Annotated in this window: 5 protein-coding genes; 3 read left to right on the top strand and 2 right to left on the bottom strand. The window is 37.7% G+C overall.

All coding sequences use genetic code 11. The features are described from left to right. Positions 1 to 64 precede the first annotated feature (64 nt). Both L1D51_RS20360 and L1D51_RS20355 read left to right on the top strand, forming a co-directional pair. Positions 65 to 901: a type 2 periplasmic-binding domain-containing protein gene (locus L1D51_RS20360; protein WP_425605556.1), complete on the top strand. Its 837-nt coding sequence runs from the start codon at positions 65 to 67 to the stop codon at positions 899 to 901. Further along, on the top strand, positions 888 to 1,835 hold the full coding sequence (locus L1D51_RS20355; protein WP_054563070.1) for a hypothetical protein: 948 nt from the start codon (positions 888 to 890) through the stop codon (positions 1,833 to 1,835). The genes L1D51_RS20360 and L1D51_RS20355 overlap by 14 nt, the downstream gene beginning before the upstream one ends. Before the next feature lie 58 nt (positions 1,836 to 1,893). On the opposite strand, the gene ushA is transcribed toward L1D51_RS20355, so the two are convergent. Both ushA and L1D51_RS20345 read right to left on the bottom strand, forming a co-directional pair. Further along, positions 1,894 to 3,501, bottom strand: a complete 1,608-nt coding sequence (gene ushA / locus L1D51_RS20350) for a bifunctional UDP-sugar hydrolase/5'-nucleotidase UshA (RefSeq protein WP_239964674.1) — start codon at positions 3,499 to 3,501, stop codon at positions 1,894 to 1,896. 75 nt (positions 3,502 to 3,576) lie between these two features. After that, entirely contained in the window at positions 3,577 to 3,774 is a 198-nt protein-coding gene (locus L1D51_RS20345; protein WP_054563072.1) for a hypothetical protein, read from the bottom strand. Between the two features lie 247 nt (positions 3,775 to 4,021). Here L1D51_RS20345 and L1D51_RS20340 point away from each other — a divergent pair, with 247 nt between their 5' ends. Continuing rightward, positions 4,022 to 4,759: a peptidylprolyl isomerase gene (locus L1D51_RS20340; protein WP_239964672.1), complete on the top strand. Its 738-nt coding sequence runs from the start codon at positions 4,022 to 4,024 to the stop codon at positions 4,757 to 4,759. The last annotated feature ends 364 nt before the right edge of the window (positions 4,760 to 5,123 follow it).

Raw genomic sequence — 5,123 nt, 5'->3', positions numbered from 1 at the left:
GAATTTAAGAACAATACTAATAAAAAAATAGTCGATTGTTACATTTTTGTTTCTAGCAGTTATTTTGTTTTTTTATATCGGAATTTTGCAGGGCAAACCGGCTGTATCTGATATAGATGCATTTATTGAAACGTCTTTTCAATGTGATACTAAGTCAGAGGTTAACCTTAACGAGTTGGTGGTGTATTCATCAGGCAAAGTATTGGCTGAGGATGTAGCTAAAACTTTGTGCGCTGATGACATCATTAGTAAACAATACGGCAAGGTCACCTCTTATTGGGGTTATAAAACTTCAGACACAATTGAGTTTTTAGGTAAAGGGATTGCAGATTTGATCCTGGCTAAAGAAAACTTGATTAATGCCTTTATGGCCGAGTCAACCTATAACTACCAAGCAGTTGTTGGCTTTCCTGACTACACTGCTTATTTAATTTCTAGTAAAGAAAAGCCACGCATTGAAAAAAGCTACTTTTTAGATAAACGTATTGGTTTGCTTGATTACCCAACGAGCCGCTCTGGACACATTCTCCCTAAACAATTATTTAAAAAATTAGATATCAACCTTGAAAATCTAAACATCACTTACGCAAGTTCCCATACTGAATTAAGAGAGCTTCTTGCAAGTGGTAAGGTCGATTTAATTTCTTCTTATTGGCAAGACAGCGACCAGCAACGTTTTTCTAAAAACTACATTACGCCTATACGCGACAATATAAGTGGTAGTCGTTGGTATTTAAAAATGCAGGATGAAAACACCGACCTTTTATGTGCAGTTCAAGCGCAGTTAACCCAATTGGCACACAATCAAAATTCTCATTACTTTAATCATGTTGAGTCTTTTTGGGAATGTGAGTCGACTCAGCAAACAATGAAAGTAGGGGATAGCAATGCTGCCAATTAGAGTAAAACTTGCTTATGGGGCAGTATTTATAAGCTGTTGCTTGGTTTTATTTGCTAGCTTTATTACAGCAAAAGCTTATAAGACAACAACTAATGATGCCCTGACTCTAGCAAAAGTTGAAAACCGCATTGCCCTTGATTTAAACCATTTAAATTTACCTGATGATTTTTTAAAGCATTCAGGTAGTAAAGATATGGTACTCAATTATATCGCGCGTCTTAATGCACAATTAGCTGACTCAGGCGTGATGGTTTACTCCATTGAGGGGATCTCTGATTATCCTGCTCGTGCAGATTTAATCACTAAGCAATTGCATGCACCACAAAAATCATTAACGGTTAGCTTTGTTGTGGCATCGTCTTTATTTGCTAAAGATGATATCGCAGTGTTTATTTTGGTGTGTTTATTTGCAGCTGCATTTACTTATTTATTATTTATAAGTGAACGCACTAAAATCCAAATAGCTAAACACGAACCAGAAGTTGCTGTTCAGGCAGAAGAAAAGCCTAAATTGATAGTCGATCTTCAAAATAAAACCTTGGCCGCTAGCTGTGCTGTTGATAAAACAGTGGCGCTTGCTAATAAACCGCTCTGCTTTTACCTTGCATTGGTTGAGTTTTGTATTGAACATCCGGATGTAGTGCTTAATCAAAATAAAGATGTACCAGAAGAATTACTGACTTTAGCGAACAAGTATTTTTACCGGTTAGTAGAGCTTGGTCACACGATACGTAAGCGCCCAAACTTTACCAATAGTTTAGAAAAAACATTAAGTGAAATTCGGGCTGCACTTGATGAAGTTTGGCAAGAGCAGCCTGAGATAAAAGAAACCTATTATCCACCTAAGGCCCATGGTGAAGGCTCCCGTTCTCGATTACATCATTACGGATTGAAAGCGATCGAGATTGCCGATATTGAAGTCATTGGGAAGTAATCTAGTTTAAAAGTAAAAAGGGAAGTAACTGACTTCCCTTTTTCTATTTAAGTAGTCTTTATTTAGGGGCGTAATCAGCCGCTTTAACAGGACTATTTTGCTCAAAGAAACGTTTTAATGCCTGTGCATCTGTATCATCTGTACTCACAAAGCCTTTTTTATTGGTAAGAGTAGGATAGCCATCACCACCAGAGGCATTATAGCTGTTAATGCTCATACGATAAGTTTTAGCCATATCAAGTGGCTTTCCAGCAATTTTAACATCAGATAAAGTGTCGTTAATGCGTTTAAAGCTTAGCTTATAATATTGTAAGTAGGCACCTGAATCAGGTGGGAAAGAAGTAACAACTTGTAAGTAGTCAAATAGCTCTTGGCCTGTCATATCAATATAGGTGATACGGTTTTTAAAAGGATGAACTTTTAAAATATCTTTATAACTTACATCGCCTGCTTGAATGCTATCGCGAATACCGCCACCGCTTATCAAACCAAAATCAGCACCCACTGACTGCATTTGTGCAGCAATAATAACGCGTGCTAAGTTTACTTGCTCATAGCGTACTTTATTGCGATCACCTTCAAGTTTTGCATCCACGTTACCTATTTTACCAGCAATTTGTGCTGCACCTTTTTGCTGATAAACCGCAAGGATGTCTTGTAAGTTTTTGTTTGGTTCAATGTACTCAGCCGCTAGCTTTTTATTACCGTTTTCATCATCGATATAAAGATTTACCGGAATAAGAGAGTAATTGAGCAAAGTTAATTCATCGTTTTCTAATTTGAATTCTGCTTTACCAACATATTTACCCCACTCATGGGCTTGCATGATCCAAGTACCATTTTGTTGGTCAGGCTTACACTCTTTACCTGGCATAAAGCTTTTGTCAGCAACATTGGCTTCTTTCATACACACAGGCTCTTGTGAATGACCGCCAACAATAATATCAAGCATCCCTTTTGGTAAATTGCGCGCCATAGTCACATCACCGGGTGCGTTAATACCAAAGTTAGCATCAACATAGTGACCCATGTGAGTAACAGCGATGGTAATATCTGGGTTGTATTGTTTATCAATTTCTGGAGCTAACTTTGCAGTAACGTCTGTAGGGTCTTTAAATTCTAGACCACCGATATATTGCGGGTTACCGATTTTAGCGGTATCTGTGGTGGTTAAGCCGATTACAGCAATTTTAAGTCCATTCTTTTCAAAGATTTTATAGCCTTGGTAACGAGTTTCACCGGTTGTTTTATCGATGATATTTGCTGATAGAAAAGGGAAGTTTGACCATTTTTGTTGTTGATCAAGTACTGCCAGTGGATTATCAAACTCATGGTTACCAATTGCCATGGCATCATAACCAATTACCGACATACCTTTAAAATCGGGCTCCGCGTGTTGTAAGTCAGACTCTGGAATACCCGTATTGATATCGCCACCAGAAAGCAGTAAAACAGCATGACCTTGTGCTTTGGCTTCGGCTTTTAGTCGATCAATTAAAGTCTTACGAGCAGCCATGCCATATTCACCTTGTTCGTTATGCCAAAAACGACCATGGTTATCATTAGTATGAAGCAGAGTTAAATATTGGGCTGAATCAGTATTATTAGAAGAGGAGCTACATGCGGTTAGGGTAACCAGTAGCGATGTTAGTAAAAAAAAGCGCATAATTGTTTGCCTGAATAGAGCAGTAGGTTAATTATGCGCTTAGTTTAAACGACTTAAGTTTAAATTAAATGTCTTTTATAAACTTTTGTCGCTATTTTCTGTATTCAGTTGTCCTGTTGCGGCAAGTTGTCTGCGTTGTAGTTCTTGTTCTGCGTAATGAGACTTTTGATGATTATTGCCGACCATCCAATTTAAAAAACTAGCGGGTAACTTACTATAAGGCTCACCTTGGTGTAGGCCAAAATCGCATATTGCGTTCTCTTCATTCGCCATGGTTCATTCCTGTGTGTTCATTGTTGTCGTGCAGATACTAACAAACTGAGCCTATTTGATAAGACGATTTTGATTTATTCTTTAAATTTTTTACAACCATAATGAATACATGGTGTAAATTAATGTAACTGAGATGTAATTGCTTTGGCGCGTTTTGTGTAACTGTTTTGTTTGCTATTTAAGCGTCTGTCTATTTTGTTTAAGCTTCTTGCAGTTATATAATAAAAATTATCAGGAAAGATAAACAATGAAAAAACATCTACTTTCAACAGCTTTATTGGCTAGCTGTTTTACAGCCAATGCTACTATTGTTGAAATGCAGACAGATCTGGGCAGTATTACTGTTCACCTTTATGATCAACACACACCTATTACCGTTGAAAACTTTTTAAACTATGTTGCAGATGGCAGCTACGACGGTACGGTTATCCATCGCTCAGTTGATAACTTTGTATTGCAAGGTGGTGGTTTTAAGTTTGATACTGATTTTGAGGCGATAGAAACTGCTGACGCTATTACCAATGAGCCAGAGCTGTCGAATGTTAAAGGTACCATTGCAATGGCCAAGCTTGGTGGTAATGCTAATAGTGCGACAAGTCAGTGGTTTTTCAATTTAAAAGATAACAGCGCTAACCTCGACTTACAAAATGGTGGTTTTACTGTTTTTGGTGAAGTAACTGTACAGAGTATGGATGTTTTAGAACAAATCACCTCTTTAGTTCATTGTGGAGAAATCCCAGTAGTAAATCTTAATGAAGAGCAGTGCCCAGATACAACATCAGGTTTCAGTGGTGAAAACTTATTTTACATTAACAGTGTGACTGTGATTGATGATGATCCGAATTCGTCTGCTTCTTTATCACCAAAAGAGAACACGCTAATTGATGAAGATAACTCTTCAGACAATGATAGTAGTAGCTCAGGTGGGAGTCTTGCGTGGATGCTATCTTTATTAGCTCTTGCAGGCTTTAGTCGTCGTAAATGATTCCGTATACCCAAACCACCTCAAGATGCGAGTTTCAGTTGGAATTAAAAGCGATTTAGGCAAGGCATTGATTGCAAGTAATAGTGGTTCTATTGTTAAAATCAATAACGCAGTATAAATCGCTTTTAAACCAACCCTCTGGGCGCTTCACAGGCACTTACTCTCATCGTTGTTACTTCTTAAAAGGGGATGCCATTCTTGCAAAGTAACGCCTTGATACTAAGCACCTGTGAAACGCTGAATTCTGCATCTTGAGGTGGCTTGGGTATATATAAGGCGCTAAAAAGCGCCTTATTTCTTTGTATTGATGATTATTAGAAAATTCTAACTAAAATCAGCACCCACATTATTAGCATTATAAAGC

The sequence above is a fragment of the Pseudoalteromonas shioyasakiensis genome (assembly GCF_022398475.1).
Classification (GTDB): Bacteria; Pseudomonadota; Gammaproteobacteria; order Enterobacterales; family Alteromonadaceae; genus Pseudoalteromonas.
This window is presented reverse-complemented; position numbering and strand designations above follow the sequence as displayed.